Source organism: Streptomyces sp. NBC_00442 (assembly GCF_036014195.1).
In the GTDB taxonomy this organism is placed as follows: domain Bacteria; phylum Actinomycetota; class Actinomycetes; order Streptomycetales; family Streptomycetaceae; genus Streptomyces.
Window position 1 is genome coordinate 4686129 of sequence record NZ_CP107918.1, and the last position, 19098, is coordinate 4705226.

Annotated in this window: 10 protein-coding genes and 3 rRNA genes; 11 read left to right on the forward strand and 2 right to left on the reverse strand. The window is 67.2% G+C overall.

From position 1 onward, the window contains the following. Positions 1 to 235: 235 nt before the first annotated feature. The 7 genes from OG432_RS20965 to OG432_RS20995 all read left to right on the forward strand — a co-directional run bounded on the left by OG432_RS20965 (position 236) and on the right by OG432_RS20995 (position 9004). Positions 236 to 1597, forward strand: coding sequence for a phosphomannomutase/phosphoglucomutase (locus OG432_RS20965; RefSeq protein WP_328312492.1), 1362 nt, complete (start codon positions 236 to 238; stop codon positions 1595 to 1597). A gap of 356 nt (positions 1598 to 1953) precedes the next feature. Beyond that, positions 1954 to 2136, forward strand: a complete 183-nt coding sequence (locus OG432_RS20970) for a Trm112 family protein (RefSeq protein WP_328312493.1) — start codon at positions 1954 to 1956, stop codon at positions 2134 to 2136. Between the two features lie 188 nt (positions 2137 to 2324). Then, the gene (locus OG432_RS20975; RefSeq protein WP_328312494.1) at positions 2325 to 3452 is read left to right on the forward strand and encodes an SIS domain-containing protein; all 1128 of its coding nucleotides are present in this window, start codon (positions 2325 to 2327) and stop codon (positions 3450 to 3452) included. Positions 3453 to 3657: 205 nt separating this feature from the next. Next, positions 3658 to 4824 (forward strand): mannose-6-phosphate isomerase, class I, encoded by a 1167-nt coding sequence (manA, locus tag OG432_RS20980; RefSeq protein WP_328312495.1) that lies wholly within the window; start codon positions 3658 to 3660, stop codon positions 4822 to 4824. 80 nt (positions 4825 to 4904) lie between these two features. Next, positions 4905 to 5864, forward strand: a complete 960-nt coding sequence (locus OG432_RS20985) for a cation diffusion facilitator family transporter (protein WP_328312496.1) — start codon at positions 4905 to 4907, stop codon at positions 5862 to 5864. 293 nt (positions 5865 to 6157) lie between these two features. After that, a complete protein-coding gene (ahcY, locus tag OG432_RS20990) occupies positions 6158 to 7621 on the forward strand; it encodes an adenosylhomocysteinase (RefSeq protein WP_328312497.1) in 1464 nt (487 codons plus the stop codon). Between the two features lie 762 nt (positions 7622 to 8383). Further along, complete coding sequence (locus tag OG432_RS20995; RefSeq protein ID WP_328312498.1) at positions 8384 to 9004, forward strand: hypothetical protein; 621 nt, start codon at positions 8384 to 8386, stop codon at positions 9002 to 9004. 552 nt (positions 9005 to 9556) lie between these two features. Here OG432_RS20995 and OG432_RS21000 read toward each other — a convergent pair. Beyond that, entirely contained in the window at positions 9557 to 10738 is a 1182-nt protein-coding gene (locus OG432_RS21000) for an RDD family protein (RefSeq protein ID WP_328312499.1), read from the reverse strand. 127 nt (positions 10739 to 10865) lie between these two features. Here OG432_RS21000 and OG432_RS21005 point away from each other — a divergent pair, with 127 nt between their 5' ends. From OG432_RS21005 to rrf, 4 genes are all read left to right on the forward strand, one after another. Beyond that, positions 10866 to 11873: a stage II sporulation protein M gene (locus OG432_RS21005; RefSeq protein ID WP_328312500.1), complete on the forward strand. Its 1008-nt coding sequence runs from the start codon at positions 10866 to 10868 to the stop codon at positions 11871 to 11873. Between the two features lie 603 nt (positions 11874 to 12476). Continuing rightward, a 16S ribosomal RNA gene (locus tag OG432_RS21010) occupies positions 12477 to 14002 on the forward strand. Positions 14003 to 14290: 288 nt separating this feature from the next. Beyond that, positions 14291 to 17415 (forward strand): 23S ribosomal RNA (locus OG432_RS21015). A 90-nt stretch (positions 17416 to 17505) separates the two neighbouring features. After that, positions 17506 to 17622, forward strand: a 5S ribosomal RNA gene (gene rrf / locus OG432_RS21020). The 16S, 23S and 5S rRNA genes sit together here, the layout of an rRNA operon. Before the next feature lie 160 nt (positions 17623 to 17782). Here the strand turns inward: rrf and OG432_RS21025 are convergent. After that, a complete protein-coding gene (locus tag OG432_RS21025; protein WP_328312501.1) occupies positions 17783 to 19093 on the reverse strand; it encodes a DUF58 domain-containing protein in 1311 nt (436 codons plus the stop codon). Positions 19094 to 19098 lie beyond the last annotated feature (5 nt).

The window sequence follows — 19098 nt, forward strand, 5'->3', positions numbered from 1 at the left end:
GGTACGCCCCTCATCCCGGTATCCCGGTACTCCTCGATGCGCCGAACGTGGCCCGGCCGTCGGTCCGGCCTTGCTCCAACCCCACAGGGGCGGCGGCCGAGTTGGCGAGGTCGTGCCCGCCGGGTCTCCGGAAGTCCACCGAAGCTGTGTTCGGCGCCCTGGTGGTGACCGGTAGTTTGGGAATCCGGCCGGCGCCCCGCGGAGGGCACCGGCGACGACATCAGGGAAGGTTGCCGTGGCTGCTGATCTGTCGCAGATCGTGAAGGCGTACGACGTCCGCGGAGTGGTGCCGGATCAGTGGGACGAGTCCCTCGCCGAACTGTTCGGCGCCGCGTTCGTCACCGTGACGCAGGCCGACGCCATCGTCGTGGGCCACGACATGCGGCCCTCGTCGCCCGGCCTCTCCACGGCCTTCGCGCGCGGCGCGGCCGCCCTGGGCGCCGACGTCACCCTCATCGGCCTGTGCTCCACCGACCAGCTGTACTACGCGTCCGGCGCGCTCGACCTGCCGGGCGCGATGTTCACCGCCTCGCACAACCCGGCGCAGTACAACGGCATCAAGATGTGCCGCAAGGGCGCCGCCCCGGTCGGCCAGGACACCGGCCTCGCCGAGATCCGCGCCCTGGTCGAGCGATGGTCCGAGCAGGGCGCCCCGGCCGTCGCGGCGAAGGCGGGCACGATCACCGAGCGCGAGACGTTGACGGACTACGCGGCCCATCTCAAGGCCCTCGTCGACCTCTCGGCCATCCGCCCCCTGAAGGTCGTGGTCGACGCGGGCAACGGCATGGGTGGGCACACCGTGCCCACCGTCTTCGACGGCCTGCCCCTCGACCTGGTGCCGATGTACTTCGAGCTCGACGGCACCTTCCCCAACCACGAGGCCAACCCGCTCGACCCGGCGAACATCGTCGACCTCCAGGCCCGCGTCATCGCGGAGGGCGCCGACCTCGGCCTCGCCTTCGACGGCGACGCCGACCGCTGCTTCGTCGTCGACGAGCGGGGCGAGCCCGTGTCGCCCTCCGCGATCACGGCCCTGGTCGCCGCCCGCGAGCTCGCCCGCCACCCCGGCGGCACCGTGATCCACAACCTGATCACGTCCTGGTCCGTCCCCGAGGTCGTCCGCGAGAACGGGGGCACCCCCGTGCGCACCCGGGTCGGCCACTCCTTCATCAAGCAGGAGATGGCGGCCACCGGAGCGATCTTCGGCGGCGAGCACTCCGCGCACTACTACTTCGCCGACTTCTGGAACGCGGACACCGGCATGCTCGCCGCGCTCCACGTCCTGGCTGCGCTGGGCGGCCAGGAGGGCACGCTCTCCGGGCTCGTCGCCCAGTACGACCGCTACGCCGGCTCGGGCGAGATCAACTCCACCGTCGACGACCAGGCGGCCCGTGCGGCCGCGGTCCGCGCCGCGTACGAGGGCCACGCCGGTCTCACCCTGGACGAGCTCGACGGGCTGACCGTGACCGCCCAGGACTGGTGGTTCAACCTGCGCGCCTCCAACACCGAGCCCCTGCTCCGCCTCAACGTCGAAGCGCGGGACGCCGTGACCATGGCCAAGGTGCGCGACGAGGTCCTCGCGATCGTGCGCAGCTGACGGGCGCGGGGCGGGGTTCTCGCGGTTGTGCGCGGCCGACGGCGCGGGCGGGGTTCTCGCGGTTGTGCGCGGCCGACGGGTGCGGGACCGGGAGCCCCGTGATCGTCCGCGGCCGGTGCATGCGCGGCGGGCTCGGCGCGATCGTGCGCGGCGCCGCATCCGCAGCGGTCCCGTACGTACGGGACCGAAGACGCCCGCCCCGGCCGCCGGGGCGGGCTCCCGCGGCTGCCGAACGGCGTCCGCGGGCCTCCCTCCCCAGTAGGCACGCACCCCACCCACCCCAGCGGTAGGCTGACCTGGCCCCACTCGTGCGCACCCGTTGGCGCACAACAACGCAGCACGCCGAAGGGAATCTCATGCCGCTCGAAGCCGGCCTCCTCCAGATCCTCGCCTGCCCGGCGTGCCACGCCCCGCTCACCGACGAGACCGCGGCGGACGAGCCGGAGCTGATCTGCACCGGCAAGGCCTGCGGTCTCGCCTACCCCGTACGCGACGGCATCCCGGTCCTCCTGGTGGACGAGGCCCGCCGCCCCGCGTAAACGGGCCGCGAGACCCCGCGCCCTCAGCCCCGGTCAATCCAGGGCCCCGGTCACCCCAGGGCTCGGGTCAATCCAGGGCCCCGTCACCCCAGGGCTCCGGTCAATCCCAGTGCCGGTGCCCCCAGTTCCCGTACATCCCGCGCCCCAGTCCCGGTAACCCGTCCCTGCAGAGCCGGAGGCCGACCCCCATGCTCGACGAGTCGTTGCTCGATGCACCGGAAGCCCTCGCGAGGGCGGACCGCCGAGGGCTGTTGCGCGGCGCGGCGGAGGCGGGCGCCCGCGTCCGTACCGCGGCCCGGCACGCGGCGGAGGCGGGCATCGCCGAGCTGAAACCGGAGGGCCGCCCCCGCTCCGTACTGATCGCGGGCCCCGGCACCGCCGCGGCCGGCGTCGCCGACCTGATCACGGCGCTCGCGGGCGCCTCCGCGCCGGTCACCCGCCTGGAATCGAGCGGCGTCGCACCCGCCGCGGGCGCCCTGCGCTGGACCCTTCCCGGCTGGGCGGGCTCCGTCGACCTGTTGCTCATCACCACCACCGACGGCTCCGAGCCCGGCCTCGCCCTCCTCGCCGAACAGGCGTACCGCAGGGGCTGCAACGTCGTCGCGGTCGCCCCGCAGCGCTCCCCGCTCGCCGAGGCCGTCGACGGGGTGCACGGCCTGGTCGTGCCGATGGCGTCGGGCCCCTTCGAGCCCGACGAGGCGGAGATGTCCGCCGCGAGCCCGGGTGCCCTGTGGTCCCTGTTCACCCCGCTGCTCGCGCTGCTCGACCGGGTCGGCCTGCTCAGCGCGCCTCCCGAGATCATCGAGAAGGTCGCGGCGCGCCTGGACCGCACCGCCGAGCGGTGCGGCCCGGCCATCGCGACCTACGGCAATCCGGCCAAGACCCTCGCCTCCGAGCTGGCCGAATCGCTCCCGCTCATCTGGACCGAGGGCGTGGGCGCGGCCCCCGCGGGGCGCCGGTTCGCCGCCGTGCTCAGCGAGTTGTCGGGTCACCCGGCGCTCGCCGCCGAACTCCCCGAGGCGCTGCCCGCCCACGGCGTGCTGCTCGCGGGCTCGCTCGCGGCGGGCGCCGACCCCGACGACTTCTTCCGCGACCGGGTCGACGAGCCGGAGCGGCTGCACGCGCGGGTCGTCCTCCTGCGCGACCGGCCCGCCGGCGGACTCTCCGCCGCCCCCGCCGCCCGTGAACTGGCCCTGAGCCACGACGCCCCGATCAGCGAGCTCGAACCCGAGGAGGGCAGCGAGCTCGAATGCCTCGCCGAGCTCCTGGCCATCGCCGACTTCGCGACCGTCTACCTCACGATCGCGTCCGCCTGACCCCGTCCGTCCGGAGCACATCCCGTCCGGAGCACATCCCGTCCGGAGCACATCCCGGCCGGAAACAGACCCCCACCCCCGCACGCCGGCCGGAGCAGACCCCGGCCGGAAACGGCCCCGGCCCGCAGGCCCGCCCGGCCGCCTCAGATCCCAGCAACCGAACCGCCCGGGTCCGCTCCCGGCAGCCGAAAGAGAACACAGGACCATGGACCGTCTCACCAACCCCATCCGTCCCTACGCCTGGGGCTCCACCACCCTCATCCCGGGTCTCCTCGGCACCGCGCCCACCGACGAGCCGCAGGCCGAGATGTGGATGGGAGCCCACCCCATGGCCCCTTCCCGCCTCGACCGGGGCGCGGGTACGACATCGTTGTCAGACGTGATCGCGGCGGATCCCGCGGGTGAACTGGGCCGTGCCTCCGTGGCCCGGTTCGGCCCCCGCCTGCCCTTCCTCCTGAAGCTGCTCGCCGCCGACGCACCCCTCTCGCTCCAGGTCCACCCCGACCTCGCGCAGGCGAAGGAGGGGTACGAGGCTGAGGAGCGGGCCGGGATCCCGCTCGACGCACCGCACCGCAACTACAAGGACACCAACCACAAGCCCGAACTGCTCTGCGCGCTCACGCCGTTCGAGGGCCTGTGCGGCTTCCGCACCCCCGAAGACGCCGCGCGGACACTGGCCGTCCTTGAGGTCGACTCCCTCAAGCCGTACGTCGACCTGCTGAGCGCCCACCCCGTGGAGGCCGCCCTGCGCGAGGTTCTCACCGCCGTCCTGGCCGCCGACCGCGAGGAGATGGCGGAGACCGTCACCGAGACGGCCGCCGCCTGTGCGCGACTCGGGGGCGCGCAGTACGCCGCGTACGCCTCGCTCGCGCACCACTACCCCGGCGACCCCGGCGTCATCGCGGCGATGCTCCTCAGCCATGTCCAACTCCAGCCCGGCGAAGCCCTGTTCCTCGGTGCGGGAGTGCCGCACGCCTACCTCGGCGGCCTGGGCGTGGAGATCATGGCCAATTCCGACAACGTCCTGCGCTGCGGCCTCACCCCCAAGCACGTCGACGTCCCCGAACTGCTCAAGGTCGTACGGTTCGAGCCGACCGACCCCGGGGTGCTGCGCCCCGAGGCCTCGGTGACGGGGGAGGAGCTGTACGAGACCCCGACCGATGAGTTCCGCCTGTCCCGCTTCGTGCGGGCCGAGGGCGCGGCCCCCACCCGGCTCACCGCGGCGACCCCGCAGATCCTCCTGTGCACCGCGGGCCGCCCCTCGGTCGGAGACCAGACGCTGACCCCGGGCGCGGCCGTCTTCGTACCGGCCGATGAAATGACCGAACTGTCCGGTACGGGAACGGTTTTCCGCGCCACCGTCGTTGCCTGATGTAACAATGTGCCGCCGCGGGGTCCGGGCACCGGCCGGCTCCCGCCGATGGCAACCGACGAAGGGAAGACGGCACCTCCATGAGCGCGTCAGGCGGAACCAAGGCCATCGTGGCGGCATTGAGCGCCAACCTCGCCATCGCGGCGGCGAAGTTCGTGGCGTTCCTGTTCAGCGGTTCGTCGTCGATGCTCGCGGAGAGCGTCCACTCGCTCGCCGACTCGGGCAACCAGGGCCTGCTGCTGCTCGGCGGCAAGAAGGCCAAGCGCGAGGCGACACCCCAACACCCCTTCGGCTACGGGCGCGAGCGCTACATCTACGCGTTCCTGGTCTCCATCGTGCTGTTCTCCGTGGGCGGCATGTTCGCCGTCTACGAGGGCTACGAGAAGATCAAGCACCCGCACGCGATCGAGGCCTGGTACTGGCCCATCGGCGTCCTGGTCTTCGCGATCATCGCCGAGGGCTACTCCTTCCGTACGGCGATCAAGGAATCCAACGTCACCAGGGGCCAGCTCTCCTGGAAGGAATTCATCCGCCGCGCCAAGGCTCCCGAACTCCCCGTCGTCCTGCTCGAAGACTTCGGCGCCCTGATCGGCCTGGTCCTGGCCCTCGCGGGTGTCGGCCTCGCGCTGGCCACGGGCAATGGCGTCTGGGACGGCATCGGCACGCTGTGCATCGGCATCCTGCTCATCCTGATCGCCCTCATCCTCGCCGCGGAGACCAAGTCGCTGCTGCTCGGGGAGTCGGCGGGCACGGACGAGCTGGAGAAGATCAAGACCGCGATCGTGGACGGCGCCGCGGTGACCTCCGTCATCCACATGCGCACGCTCCACCTGGGTCCCGAGGAACTCCTGGTGGCCGCCAAGATCGCCGTCCAGCACGACGACACCGCCCAGGAGATCGCCACGGCCATCAACGCCGCCGAGGCCCGCATCCGCGCGGCGGTCCCGATCGCCAGGGTCATCTACCTGGAACCGGACATCTACAGCGCCGAGGAAGCAGCGGCGGGCCCCGACCCGGCCGCCACCCCGGGCGGCCGCTGAGCCGGGCACCCCGGAGGCCGCTGATCCGGGCACCCCGGGGGCCGGAGCCCCGGAACGAGCCAAGCTTTGGCTGGGGACGCTGGGGTCCGCTGGGCCGATCGGTGTAGATTCGTGACCAGAGCCAGACGTCGCTGCTGATGGCGGTCGGTCGGTCGCCCCTTGCGGGCCCGGCCGAGGGAGAGAGGGCCTCCGACGGACTGCGCTGCGAGCGCGTTCGGGCACTCCCATGCCCGCTGCCGCCCGCAGACCAGCCGTACCCACCCTCGACCCCGATCCACGAGGAGCAGCTCACCATGACGACTGACGCCAACGGCGCCGGCCAGGACTTCAAGGTCGCCGACCTCTCCCTCGCCGCCTTCGGCCGCAAGGAGATCACCCTCGCCGAGCACGAGATGCCCGGCCTGATGTCCATCCGCAAGGAGTACGCCGCCACGCAGCCGCTGGCCGGCGCCCGCATCACCGGCTCCCTGCACATGACCGTGCAGACCGCCGTCCTGATCGAGACCCTGGTCGCCCTCGGCGCCGAGGTCCGCTGGGCCTCCTGCAACATCTTCTCCACCCAGGACCACGCCGCCGCGGCCATCGCGGTGGGTCCCAAGGGCACCCCGGACGCCCCCGCCGGCGTCCCGGTCTACGCCTGGAAGGGCGAGACCCTCGAGGAGTACTGGTGGTGCACGGAGCAGGCGCTGACCTGGCCGAACACCCCCACCGGCGGCCCGAACATGATCCTGGACGACGGCGGCGACGCCACCCTCCTGGTGCACAAGGGCGTCGAGTTCGAGAAGGCCGGCGCGGCCCCGGACCCCTCGACGGCGGACTCCGAGGAGTACGCCCACATCCTCACCCTGCTGAACCGCACCCTGGGCGAGAACCCCCAGAAGTGGACCCAGCTCGCCTCCGAGATCCGCGGTGTGACGGAGGAGACCACCACCGGTGTCCACCGCCTCTACGAGATGATGCGCGACGGCGACCTCCTCTTCCCGGCGATCAACGTGAACGATGCCGTGACGAAGTCGAAGTTCGACAACAAGTACGGCTGCCGCCACTCGCTGATCGATGGCATCAACCGCGCCACCGATGTCCTCATCGGTGGCAAGACCGCTGTCGTCTGCGGCTACGGCGACGTCGGCAAGGGCTGTGCCGAGTCGCTGCGCGGCCAGGGCGCCCGGGTGATCATCACGGAGATCGACCCGATCTGCGCGCTGCAGGCGGCGATGGACGGCTACCAGGTCACGACCCTGGACGAGGTCGTCGACAAGGCCGACATCTTCATCACCACGACCGGCAACAAGGACATCATCATGGCCGCCGACATGGCCAGGATGAAGCACCAGGCCATCGTCGGGAACATCGGCCACTTCGACAACGAGATCGACATGGCCGGCCTGGCCAGGATCCCGGGCATCGTCAAGGACGAGGTCAAGCCCCAGGTGCACACCTGGACGCACGCGGACGGCAAGGTCCTGATCGTGCTGTCCGAGGGCCGTCTGCTGAACCTCGGCAACGCGACGGGTCACCCGTCCTTCGTCATGTCGAACTCCTTCGCGGACCAGACGCTGGCCCAGATCGAGCTGTTCACCAAGCCGTCGGAGTACCCGACGGACGTGTACGTGCTGCCCAAGCACCTCGACGAGAAGGTCGCCCGCCTCCACCTGGACTCGCTCGGTGTGAAGCTGACCGAGCTCCGTCCGGAGCAGGCGGCGTACATCGGCGTCGAGATCGAGGGCCCGTACAAGCCCGACCACTACCGCTACTGACCGAAGGCGGGCCGCAGGCACCCCCTTCCACGCCATCCAGGTTCAGACGGTGGCGCCTGCGAACCCCACCCAGCTCCGGAAACGGCCTCCACCGCCTCGCCCCTCCACGAAGGATCGCGGGGCGGCGTGTGGCCTTCGCCCCCGGAACGTCCGAGCCGCGGCGCGTCGCGGCCCCAGGCCGTTCAAGTGGGCGGCCCGGCACAGGCGGCCCGGCCCCGGGGTGCCTGTGCCGACCCAGCCGACCTCCGGACAACGCGCCTTCGGCCTTTGAGCCGAGGGGCGTTGCAGCTTCGGTGCTTCGGTGCTTCGGTGCTTCGGTGCTCGGCGTTCCGCGGCCGCGAGACCTCGCGGTTTCGCGGCCCCGGAGCGCCAGGCCACCGCGGCCGGGATGGATTTCCTCGGCGTTTCAGACGAAGACATCGTCGCCCCAGGCGGACAGGCAGGGGACAGGCAGGGGACAGGCAGGCGGACAGACGGACAGACGGACAGACGGGCTGACAGGTGGGCGGAGAGGTGGCCGGGTGGCACATTGACCACTGGGCGCTGCCGGCCAGTCGGCATCCTGCCGGTCGTCGGGAACGGTCGTCCGGAATCCGAGTGGATCGCGGGGCATCGGGAACGGTCGTCCGGAACCCGACTGGACCGCCGGTCGTCCGGAACCCGGGCAGCCCCCCGCACCCCCGTGCCGGGGGCCTGCCCGTACCGCTACCGCTACCGCCCCCCACCGAGTCGGCGCCCGACTCCCGAGGACCTCGAGACCCCATGCCCCGCGGCCGTTATTCGCTTCACGATCCCCACGACCACACCTTTCTCGGCGAAGAACACTTCCACTGCGCCCCCGGCCCTTCAGGCTGGCGCTACGTCTCCCAGCTCACCACTCCCTCCGGAGATCCATCGGGCTCCGTAGACCTCGCGCTCGACGAACTCGGCCGCCCCATCCGCCTCGAACTCCACGCCGGCGGCTGGCAGGTTCGAGGCGCCGCGCTGGACGGCGTCACCTGGGTCCGTACGGACCCGTCCGGGATCCACGCGACCGAAGGCAATGTCCGCGCCCACACCTTCGCCGCCGGTTCCCCGTCATTTCTCGTCGCCACCTCCCGTCTGCTGCGGCTCACCCCCCAGTCCCCGACGACGCGCGTCCGCCTCGTCCTCTTCACGGACCCGGTCCTCGCCCCCCGCACGATCGACCAGTCCTGGGCCCTGATGAAGAGTGAAGCGCACGCCACTGACAACGGCCCCCTGACCGTGGACGAATACCAGGTCAACGCCCTGGACACGGGCGAGCAGCACACCGTCCACATCGCCGGAGACGTGGTGCTCGCGGCCCCCGGGATCGAGTTGGAAGCCCTGGAGTCCCCGCCGTCGACGTTCCCGGCGCTCTAGCCGTCAGCCGCGCGCCCCGGACACGGCATCGACGCCCGGAGCAGACCGAGCAGGCTGTACGCCCGCTAGGCACCCGCTGGTTGAGGCACGGGCCCCTCGGGCCTCTGGCGCAGGAGACGCAACGGCCCCCTCCGAGCCGAGCGAACGAGGCCGCAGCCGCGCAGCGTGGCGCCGACGCAACCCGGCTCCGCGCCAGAGCCCCGCCGAACGGACCCGCAGCCCCGGGCCAGACGGGTGCACAGCACCAATCTCCGCCCGCGGAGCGCTACTTCAGGACCTGACGACGCCCCGGGTCCCGGCGGCCCCGCGAGGGGCGTCGCAGCCTGGTGAGGGTGGCCCTTCGAGAGCTTTGAAGACGCCGCCTTCAGCCCGGGGCAGCCCAACTCCCCGCTGACGTCGGCCCCATGAGGCGATGAACACCCAGGCCCTGAATGGATGGGCCCTGCCTTTCGCTGACGCCCACGGGCGGGAGTCGACACCCACCCGATGTCCGGCCCCGATACCCGGCCCCCGACATCCGCCGACCCGGCATCCCCAACCCGTCACCCGCCGCTAGGCAGGCGGCGCAAACCCGGTCGAACGTCTCGGCGCCCCGCCCTCGCCCGTTCCCGTTCCCATTCCCACGCCACCCTGCGCCTCCGAGCCGCCCCGCCCGACAGCACCGGTCGAAGCCGAGAACCCGACCGGCTGGTCAGCCGGAGGGTGAGCGGTAGTGGGAGCCGGAGCCGAAACCGAAGCCGAGGCAGGTGCCGGAGCCGAACCCCGGACCGGACCGGAAACGGAACCCCAGGCCGACCCAGGAACAGAACCCGAGGGCGGCCCAGGAACAGTGCCCCAGGTCGGCGCCGCAGCCGGCGCCACGTATCCGGCAGGAACCCCCGCACCACCCGGCCCCGCACGACCAGGCCCTGCCACACCCGGCCCCGCCACCACCCCGGAACCCGAAGCGGAAGCGCCCGCCGTCATGCCGCCGTTCACGGCCCCGCGCTCGGCGAACGCCCTCCGGGAGTCCCGAGCCTGGCGTTCGCTCACCACGGCGGCCAGGTACGCGGCCGGCGGCACCCCCTCCGGACGCGGCACCCCGGTGCGGGCCGACATGTCCTCGGCCAAACGCGTAGCCATCGTCCAGCTCACCTGCGGATCGAGCTGCCGCATACGCGTCAGGTACTGCCGTACCGCGAGCCAGAGCTCGTCCGGCACCCGCGAGAGATCAAGTGCCCCGAAGCGTCCCACCAGCCACGGCGGCGGAGGCGGAACAGCCCGTGCCCACCCCGACGACACCCGCTCCCGCACGACCAGCGTCCCCGCGAACACGTCACCGATCCGCCGCCCGCGCTCGGACACGAGCGAGGCGACGCACGCCACGACACCAAAGGTCATGAGGATCTCGACCACACCCATGGCCCCGCGCATCAGCGCGTGCCGGAACCGGATCGGCCCGCCGTCGTCCCGCACGACCCGCAGCCCACAGGCGAGCTTCCCCAGGGACCTCCCACGACTCAGCGTCTCGACGGCGATGGGCGCCCCGACCAGTACAAGCAGGAACAGGGTCACACCGATTGCGGCGCGGGCAGCGGAATCCATGGAGGCGGTTGCGAACAACATCACCAACGAGATCAATATGTAAGCCGCCCACACCACCGCCAGGTCGATCACCAAGGCAAGTGCCCGACTCGGCAACCGCGCGGGCCGCAACCCCAATACGACCGCATCTCCCGTGACCAGCGCGCTCACCGATACCCCACCCTCCGCAGACGACGACCTTCCACACCCCTTGGCGCCCCCAGTCTGCCAAGCTGGCCCGCAGCGCGCCGCAGTAGTACGGACCGTCCGCACCCAGTGCCTGGAGCATCAGCAGAACATGGACCTCGACGTCTTCGTGACCGCCCACCACGCGGAGTGGGACCGCCTCGAACACCTCCTGCACCGAAATCGCCGCCTCGCGGGTGCCGAGGTGGACGAACTGGTGACGCTCTACCAGCGCACGTCCACCCATCTGTCCCTCATACAGTCCACCGCCCCGGACCCCGTCCTCACGGCCCGGCTGACGCAATTGGTGGCACGGGCGCGCTCCACCGTCACCGGCACCCGGCGTGCGACCTGGCGCGACGCCGCACGCTTCCTTACCGAGGGCTTTCCCGCAGCGGTCTACCGCTCGCGAAGCTGGTGGATACCCGCAGCCCTGATCTCGGTAGCGGTCTCCGTGGTCATCGGCTGGTGGATCGGCACCCACCCCGAGGTGCAGTCCGCCATCGCGGCCCCCGACACCCTGCGCCAGATGACCAGGCCGGGCGGCGAGTACGAGACGTACTACTCGAGCCACCCGGCCGGCTCCTTTGCCGCACAGGTATGGACGAACAATGCTCAGGCGGCGGCCACGTGCCTGGTCCTGGGCGCCTTCCTCGGCATCCCGGTCCTGTGGATCCTCTTCCTCAACATGCTGAACCTGGGCGTAGGCATCGGACTCATGTCCTCGGCCGGCCGCCTCGACACCTTCCTCGGCCTGATCCTTCCGCACGGCCTCCTGGAACTGACCGCGGTGTTCGTCGCCGCCGGTACGGGCATGCGCCTCGGCTGGACGGTCATCGACCCGGGCCCGCGTACCCGCCGTGCCGCCCTCGCAGAACGAGGCCGCGCAGCGGTGGGCATGGCCATCGGCCTGGCACTCGTCCTGTTCATCTCCGGCCTCATCGAAGGCTTCGTCACCCCCTCGGGCCTTCCGACCTGGGCCCGCATCACCCTGGGCGTCGCCGCCGAAGGGGCCTTCCTCACGTACGTGTACGTCCTCGGCGGCCGAGCCGTCCGCGCGGGCGAGCTGGGCGACGTCGAGGCGGGTGCCCGCAGCGCCGAGCTCCCGACGGCCGCGTGATGTGCGGGCGCCCCCTCTGACCTGCTAGTGTCCTCCTCGCCCACAAAAACCGTTGACACGGTTCGCGTGGGGAGGTAGATTCAAACGGTTGCCTCGAACTGGACAAGTTCGGGATCACTGACTAACATCTCTCTCGCTCTCACCGGAAATAATCTTCCCCGTGATGAGCCATTTCGATCGACTATTCGAACCAGCGAAGCCGATTCAATCGGTGGAAATGCTTCTGATAGAGTCGGAATCGCCGAAAAGGAAAACGCGAAAGCGAAGAATTCAAGGCGAACCCCAATTCGACGGGAAATCGGACACGAAAGTGTCTGGTAGAGTCGGAAACACGAAATACCGAAGGGAAGCGCCCGGAGGAAAGCCCGAGAGGGTGAGTACAAAGGAAGCGTCCGTTCCTTGAGAACTCAACAGCGTGCCAAAAGTCAACGCCAGATTGACAACCCCGACTCCATTTCGGTGGAGCGAGGTTCCTTTGAAAAGTCCTGTCGGTCCTTGTGGCCGGCAGGCGATTACACAGCGAGGACGCTGTGGACGGGCCGCCTTATTCCGGTGGTTCCGTCCCGCTCTTACGTGATGTGTGCACCCGATTACGGGTAAACATTCATGGAGAGTTTGATCCTGGCTCAGGACGAACGCTGGCGGCGTGCTTAACACATGCAAGTCGAACGATGAAGCCCTTCGGGGTGGATTAGTGGCGAACGGGTGAGTAACACGTGGGCAATCTGCCCTTCACTCTGGGACAAGCCCTGGAAACGGGGTCTAATACCGGATAACACTCCTCAAAGCATTTTGAGGGGTTAAAAGCTCCGGCGGTGAAGGATGAGCCCGCGGCCTATCAGCTTGTTGGTGGGGTAATGGCCTACCAAGGCGACGACGGGTAGCCGGCCTGAGAGGGCGACCGGCCACACTGGGACTGAGACACGGCCCAGACTCCTACGGGAGGCAGCAGTGGGGAATATTGCACAATGGGCGAAAGCCTGATGCAGCGACGCCGCGTGAGGGATGACGGCCTTCGGGTTGTAAACCTCTTTCAGCAGGGAAGAAGCGAAAGTGACGGTACCTGCAGAAGAAGCGCCGGCTAACTACGTGCCAGCAGCCGCGGTAATACGTAGGGCGCAAGCGTTGTCCGGAATTATTGGGCGTAAAGAGCTCGTAGGCGGCTTGTCACGTCGGATGTGAAAGCCCGGGGCTTAACCCCGGGTCTGCATTCGATACGGGCTAGCTAGAGTGTGGTAGGGGAGATCGGAATTCCTGGTGTAGCGGTGAAATGCGCAGATATCAGGAGGAACACCGGTGGCGAAGGCGGATCTCTGGGCCATTACTGACGCTGAGGAGCGAAAGCGTGGGGAGCGAACAGGATTAGATACCCTGGTAGTCCACGCCGTAAACGTTGGGAACTAGGTGTTGGCGACATTCCACGTCGTCGGTGCCGCAGCTAACGCATTAAGTTCCCCGCCTGGGGAGTACGGCCGCAAGGCTAAAACTCAAAGGAATTGACGGGGGCCCGCACAAGCAGCGGAGCATGTGGCTTAATTCGACGCAACGCGAAGAACCTTACCAAGGCTTGACATATACCGGAAAGCATCAGAGATGGTGCCCCCCTTGTGGTCGGTATACAGGTGGTGCATGGCTGTCGTCAGCTCGTGTCGTGAGATGTTGGGTTAAGTCCCGCAACGAGCGCAACCCTTGTTCTGTGTTGCCAGCATGCCCTTCGGGGTGATGGGGACTCACAGGAGACTGCCGGGGTCAACTCGGAGGAAGGTGGGGACGACGTCAAGTCATCATGCCCCTTATGTCTTGGGCTGCACACGTGCTACAATGGCCGGTACAAAGAGCTGCGATGCCGCGAGGCGGAGCGAATCTCAAAAAGCCGGTCTCAGTTCGGATTGGGGTCTGCAACTCGACCCCATGAAGTCGGAGTTGCTAGTAATCGCAGATCAGCATTGCTGCGGTGAATACGTTCCCGGGCCTTGTACACACCGCCCGTCACGTCACGAAAGTCGGTAACACCCGAAGCCGGTGGCCCAACCCCTTGTGGGAGGGAGCTGTCGAAGGTGGGACTGGCGATTGGGACGAAGTCGTAACAAGGTAGCCGTACCGGAAGGTGCGGCTGGATCACCTCCTTTCTAAGGAGCACAGCACCGTCTGCAGACAAATGTTCTGCACGGTCAGCTCATGGGTGGAACGTTGACTATTCGGCACTCTTGGTCAATTCGGGCCGCTAGTACTGCTCTTCGGAGCGTGGAATGCGGGTCGGTGCGACGGAGAGGGCCGGGCACGCTGTTGGGTATCTGAAGGCACGGGCTTTGCCCGCTGGTCTTCGGTCGCCGGCCCCAGTGCACTCACCAGGTTCTGGTGGGGTGATGGGTGGTTGGTCGTTGTTTGAGAACTGCACAGTGGACGCGAGCATCTGTGGCCAAGTTTTTAAGGGCGCACGGTGGATGCCTTGGCACCAGGAACCGATGAAGGACGTGGGAGGCCACGATAGTCCCCGGGGAGCCGTCAACCAGGCTTTGATCCGGGGGTTTCCGAATGGGGAAACCCGGCAGTCGTCATGGGCTGTCACCCATACCTGAACACATAGGGTATGTGGAGGGAACGAGGGGAAGTGAAACATCTCAGTACCCTCAGGAAGAGAAAACAACCGTGATTCCGGGAGTAGTGGCGAGCGAAACCGGATGAGGCCAAACCGTATGCGTGTGATACCCGGCAGGGGTTGCGCATGCGGGGTTGTGGGATCTCTCTTTCACAGTCTGCCGGCTGTGAGGCGAGTCAGAAACCGTATGGATAGGCGAAGGACATGCGAAAGGTCCGGCGTAGAGGGTAAGACCCCCGTAGCTGAAATTCATACGGCTCGTTTGAGAGACACCCAAGTAGCACGGGGCCCGAGAAATCCCGTGTGAATCTGGCGGGACCACCCGCTAAGCCTAAATATTCCCTGGTGACCGATAGCGGATAGTACCGTGAGGGAATGGTGAAAAGTACCGCGGGAGCGGAGTGAAATAGTACCTGAAACCGTGTGCCTACAAGCCGTGGGAGCGTCGCTGTATGTGCTTGCACATACAGTCGTGACTGCGTGCCTTTTGAAGAATGAGCCTGCGAGTTAGCGGTGTGTAGCGAGGTTAACCCGTGTGGGGAAGCCGTAGCGAAAGCGAGTCCGAACAGGGCGATTGAGTTGCACGCTCTAGACCCGAAGCGGAGTGATCTAGCCATGGGCAGGTTGAAGCGGCTGTAAGAGGTCGTGGAGGACCGAACCCACCAGGGTTGAAAACCTGGGGGATGACCTGTGGTTAGGGGTGAAAGGCCAATCAAACTCCGTGATAGCTGGTTCTCCCCGAAATGCATTTAGGTGCAGCGTCGTGTGTTTCTTGCCGGAGGTAGAGCACTGGATAGGCGATGGGCCCTACCGGGTTACTGACCTTAGCCAAACTCCGAATGCCGGTAAGTGAGAGCACGGCAGTGAGACTGTGGGGGATAAGCTCCATGGTCGAGAGGGAAACAGCCCAGAGCATCGACTAAGGCCCCTAAGCGTACGCTAAGTGGGAAAGGATGTGGAGTCGCAGAGACAACCAGGAGGTTGGCTTAGAAGCAGCCACCCTTGAAAGAGTGCGTAATAGCTCACTGGTCAAGTGATTCCGCGCCGACAATGTAGCGGGGCTCAAGTGTACCGCCGAAGTCGTGTCATTCCAGCACATACCCCCAACGGGGGCTGGGATGGGTAGGGGAGCGTCGTGTGCCGGGTGAAGCTGCAGCGGAAGCTAGTGGTGGACGGTTCACGAGTGAGAATGCAGGCATGAGTAGCGATACACACGTGAGAAACGTGTGCGCCGATTGACTAAGGGTTCCTGGGTCAAGCTGATCTGCCCAGGGTAAGTCGGGACCTAAGGCGAGGCCGACAGGCGTAGTCGATGGACAACCGGTTGATATTCCGGTACCCGCTTTGAAACGCCCAATATCGAGCCCATTAATGCTAAGGCCGTGAAGCCGCCCTGATCTCTTCGGAGTTGAGGGGAGTGGTGGAGCCGCTGATCCAAGGTGGTAGTAGGTAAGCGATGGGGTGACGCAGGAAGGTAGTCCAACCCGGGCGGTGGTTGTCCCGGGGTAAGGGTGTAGGCCGTGCGGTAGGCAAATCCGTCGCACATTAAGGCTGAGACCTGATGCCGAGCCGATTGTGGTGAAGTGGATGATCCTATGCTGTCGAGAAAAGCCTCTAGCGAGTTTCATGGCGGCCCGTACCCTAAACCGACTCAGGTGGTCAGGTAGAGAATACCGAGGCGTTCGGGTGAACTATGGTTAAGGAACTCGGCAAAATGCCCCCGTAACTTCGGGAGAAGGGGGGCCATCACCGGTGATGAGATTTACTCTCTGAGCTGGGGGTGGCCGCAGAGACCAGCGAGAAGCGACTGTTTACTAAAAACACAGGTCCGTGCGAAGCCGTAAGGCGATGTATACGGACTGACGCCTGCCCGGTGCTGGAACGTTAAGGGGACCGGTTAGTGACCTTTCGGGGTTGCGAAGCTGAGAACTTAAGCGCCAGTAAACGGCGGTGGTAACTATAACCATCCTAAGGTAGCGAAATTCCTTGTCGGGTAAGTTCCGACCTGCACGAATGGCGTAACGACTTCTCGACTGTCTCAACCATAGGCCCGGTGAAATTGCACTACGAGTAAAGATGCTCGTTTCGCGCAGCAGGACGGAAAGACCCCGGGACCTTTACTACAGTTTGATATTGGTGTTCGGTTCGGCTTGTGTAGGATAGGTGGGAGACTTTGAAGCGGCCACGCCAGTGGTTGTGGAGTCGTCGTTGAAATACCACTCTGGTCGTGCTGGATGTCTAACCTCGGTCCGTGATCCGGATCAGGGACAGTGTCTGATGGGTAGTTTAACTGGGGCGGTTGCCTCCTAAAGAGTAACGGAGGCGCCCAAAGGTTCCCTCAGCCTGGTTGGCAATCAGGTGTTGAGTGTAAGTGCACAAGGGAGCTTGACTGTGAGACCGACGGGTCGAGCAGGGACGAAAGTCGGGACTAGTGATCCGGCGGTGGCTTGTGGAAGCGCCGTCGCTCAACGGATAAAAGGTACCCCGGGGATAACAGGCTGATCTTCCCCAAGAGTCCATATCGACGGGATGGTTTGGCACCTCGATGTCGGCTCGTCGCATCCTGGGGCTGGAGTCGGTCCCAAGGGTTGGGCTGTTCGCCCATTAAAGCGGTACGCGAGCTGGGTTTAGAACGTCGTGAGACAGTTCGGTCCCTATCCGCTGCGCGCGCAGGAACATTGAGAAGGGCTGTCCCTAGTACGAGAGGACCGGGACGGACGAACCTCTGGTGTGCCAGTTGTCCTGCCAAGGGCATGGCTGGTTGGCTACGTTCGGAAAGGATAACCGCTGAAAGCATCTAAGCGGGAAGCCTGCTTCGAGATGAGTGTTCCCACCTCCTTGAGAGGGTAAGGCTCCCAGTAGACGACTGGGTTGATAGGCCAGATGTGGAAGCCCGGTAACGGGTGGAGCTGACTGGTACTAATAGGCCGAGGGCTTGTCCTCAGTTGCTCGCGTCCACTGTGTTTGTTCTGAAGCAATGAACTCCCGCATGCCTCTTTGGGTGTGTGCTGGTCGAGTTCAACTTCATAGTGTTTCGGTGGTCATAGCGTTAGGGAAACGCCCGGTTACATTCCGAACCCGGAAGCTAAGCCTTTCAGCGCCGATGGTACTGCAGGGGGGACCCTGTGGGAGAGTAGGACGCCGCCGAACAAATTTTAGGGGAAAGCCCCGCACCAGATCGTAGAAATACGGTCACGGTGCGGGGCTTTTTCGCGTTTTCGGGCCGGCACCAAGTGGAGCCTGTCCTGTTGGACTTGGAGAAGGGCCGCCTGCCCTCCCGGGTCGGCGGCCCCTCCCGTAAACCGTTCTCCTACAACCTGCCCGCCGCCTTCAGTTCGAGATAGGCATCGGCCAGGGCCGGGGCCAGTTCCTCGGGAATGGCGTCGACGACAGTGACCCCGTGCCGCATCAGCTTCTCCGCCGTGCGACGGCGCTGTTGCTGGGTCTGGCCGGCCGCGGCGGACTCGTAGACCGCATCGACATCGCCCCGGCCCGCCGCCATCTGCTGAATATGGGGATCCGCGACCGAAGCCACCAGCACGGTGTGCCGCTGGGTCAGTTGAGGCAGGACGGGAAGCAGCCCCTCCTCCGTCGCTGCCGTGTCCAGGCCGGTCAGCAGGACGATCAGAGACCTGCGGGGGGCGTGGGTGAGGGCCGCTGTGGTGAGGCCGCGCGCATCCGTCTCGACCAGCGAGGGCTCGAGCGGGGCCATCGTGTTGACGAGGGCGGCCAGAAGTTCGCCCGCGGACCGGCCCTGGACCTGGGCGCGGACCCGGCGGTCGTAGGCGAGAAGGTCGACTCGATCGCCGGCTCGTGATGCGAGGGCGGCGAGAAGCAACCCGGCGTCCATGGCCGCGTCGAGCCGGGGCACGTCGCCGACGCGGCCGGCCGATGTGCGGCCCGTGTCGAGGACGATCAGGACGTGGCGGTCGCGCTCCGGGCGCCAGGTGCGCACGGCGACATTGCCTTGGCGGGCGGTGGCGCGCCAGTCGATCGAGCGGGTGTCGTCGCCCGGCACGTACGCACGGAGGCTGTCGAACTCGGTTCCTTCGCCACGGGTCAACACGCTGGTGCGGCCGTCGAGTTCACGGAGCCTGGCCAAGCGGGAGGGCAGGTGTTTGCGGCTGGTGAACGGCGGCAGCGCGCGAACGGACCAGGGCACCTCGTGGCTGCCCTGGCGGGCGGCGAGGCCGAGGGGGCCGTACGAGCGGACCGTGACACGGTCAGCGTGGCGGTCGCCGCGTCGCGTGGGCCGCAGCACCGTGGTCAGGCGGTTGCGTTCGCCGGCGGGAATCGTCAACTGGTGCCGGGACACGGCCTCTTCGGCGCCTGCGGGCCAGCTGCTGGGCGGCCAGGCGTCTCTGAGCTGGGCGCGGAGGCGGCGGGGCGAAGGGTTGGTGACGGTGAGGCTGACTTCGGCCTTGTCACCGAGTCGAACTGACGTATCACCAGTTCGAGTGAACTGGAGCTTTCGCACTGGCGCGGCGCAGGCGTAGTCGCACAGAATTGCGAGTGCAAGGGGGGCGTTGACCGCCAGCATTCCGGTCCAGCCCGGGGCGAAGACGCCGACCGGGATGGACCCGAGGGCGGCCAGGAGTGCTGAGCGTCCGGTGAGGGCCATGGTGT